At 59.0% G+C, this 1,909-nt stretch carries 2 protein-coding genes; one reads left to right on the top strand and one right to left on the bottom strand.

Features of this window, described 5'->3' with window-relative positions:
- Positions 1-731: hypothetical protein (locus DN412_RS42750; protein WP_208647779.1), on the bottom strand; the 731-nt coding region annotated here is incomplete at its 3' end.
- Positions 732-752: 21 nt separating this feature from the next.
- Here DN412_RS42750 and DN412_RS42755 point away from each other — a divergent pair.
- The gene (locus DN412_RS42755) at positions 753-1,535 is read left to right on the top strand and encodes an HARBI1 family protein (protein WP_115216981.1); all 783 of its coding nucleotides are present in this window, start codon (positions 753-755) and stop codon (positions 1,533-1,535) included.
- Positions 1,536-1,909 lie beyond the last annotated feature (374 nt).

Consider the following 1,909-nt stretch of genomic DNA (forward strand, 5'->3'; position numbering starts at 1 on the left):
GCCGCCATCTCTTCGGCGGTGAGCGCAAGCGTTTCCGCCATATCCACCGGGATCACCTTGTCACCCAGCCCAATGAGGGTTCGCCCAATCTGGGCGAGTGGGATTTCCAGCACGTAGCGGCTATTGCGGGCCAGATACGACGGCGAGCGAGGTTTTCCCGTGAAACCGGCGCCGCCAGCAACGAAATTAGCGAGTGAGTTGAAGTAGCCTGCCCACGCTGCCTTGTAGCGTCGCAATACCTGCTGGGCAGCCGCGGCAGGAAGGCGTCCATAGACCGCAGTGCCGTCCATGCCTGGCCACGCCCTTAGCACGTTGTCTAGGACGGTGATATCGAGCAGCGAGCCGAGCGGACTAAGAGAGCAAGTCTCCAGCCTTGCGACGAGTTTCAGTTCAGGTGTCTTCGCCCCCGGATCGGCCGATGCGACCTCTGACTCATGCTTGTCGCGTCGCGCCGAGTTGATCCGATCAATCGCAACATGGAAGCGCTCGATCGCCACTCGCTGATGCTCGTGCAAATCGTCCTTGACTCGGTATCCACCATCGACTCTGTCGTAGGCGGTGATCACGTTGTTGACGGCGAAGTGGGCGGTGTTATAGAGGTTTTTGCACTGCAGGCCGAGCGCCAAGCAAACGGCGTTCAATGCAGCGCCAGGCTTATCGAGAACGAGCGCGCGCTGAACGTAAGCCTTGATCGGCTTTTCGTCAACGTGTTGTGGGTCGCTCTCGTTCATGTGGCCTGACTCAATTCAATAATGTCCCGATTGTATCCACGCAAGAATCTCACGCAACTATTTGAGGGCATCACGGGCTGCCGTGCCGCGCAGATCGAGGTCGTGGTTCGATGCATCGCATCTCAGGTGCGCGGACGCGGAAGACCGCCCAAGCACAGTCTTCGTATCCAGGCCATCGCGACGCTCTTGAGGTTGCGACTCAATCTAACGGTAAGAGCGATTGCGGCGCTCACGGGCTTGCCGGTTGCCACGACGGCGCGGGCGATCCACCGCGTCGTCCGATGCCTAGCGCATGCCGGGTTCGGCCAGCCATCGGCCCAGATGCTGATCGTCGATACCACCAGCGTTCGGATCGGTTCGTCCGATCTCAAAGCGTACTCAGGGCACAAACATCACCGGTGCGCCAAGGTTCAGGTAGTGGCTACTGCCAACGGCGCCATTGTGGACGTTAGCGACAGCTATCCTGGCTCGGTGCATGACAAGCGGATCTGGGACACGGAGGCACCAAAGTTTGCACTCGGCGATGTGGTGGTCCTGGGCGATAAGGCGTACGCCGGAGGTCATGGGGAAGGCGTCACACTCTTTCGGCCGACCAAGCGCAATGAATCCGCCTACCACTCGGACAAGCACGCCGCAAAAGAGCGCAATCGCCAGATCTCCAGGGTACGGGTTCGCATTGAACATGTGTTCGCCCGGCTGAAATGCTGGCGGGTCATAGCCGGCATCTTCCCCTACCATTGGTCGAAGCTAGGGGTTGTCGTGAAGGCGTTGGCCGTGCTTCATAATCTCGCGCGGGAAATATGAGACTGCCTTTACATACGATGCCAGGCGCCGGCTCTACGATTTCGCGAAACTACCCGAGGTCTTTGAGCACGGCCACGGCGATGTTCTCGCCTTTTGAGGCCGTTGGACAGTTTCAATGCCGTGCGCAGTTGTTCTAGCACGACCTCGTCCGCGTAGAAATACTGCGTCTCCGTGTGATCTAAGGCTACGCTGAATAAGCTGGGTAAATTGAGTCACGCAGACTGATCAGGAGCCTGTTTGGCCGGAAAAATGTAACCGTCAGCGGAACCCGTCTGGCGAGTAGAGGGCGGCGATGAGAAGGTAGGAGCTTCACGATCACTGGGAGTGAAGCGATGGCCAATCAGCGGGAAGGCAAGAGCGGACGAGCCGGGGCA

This window comes from Cupriavidus lacunae (assembly GCF_003353055.1).
Lineage (GTDB): Bacteria > Pseudomonadota > Gammaproteobacteria > Burkholderiales > Burkholderiaceae > Cupriavidus > Cupriavidus lacunae.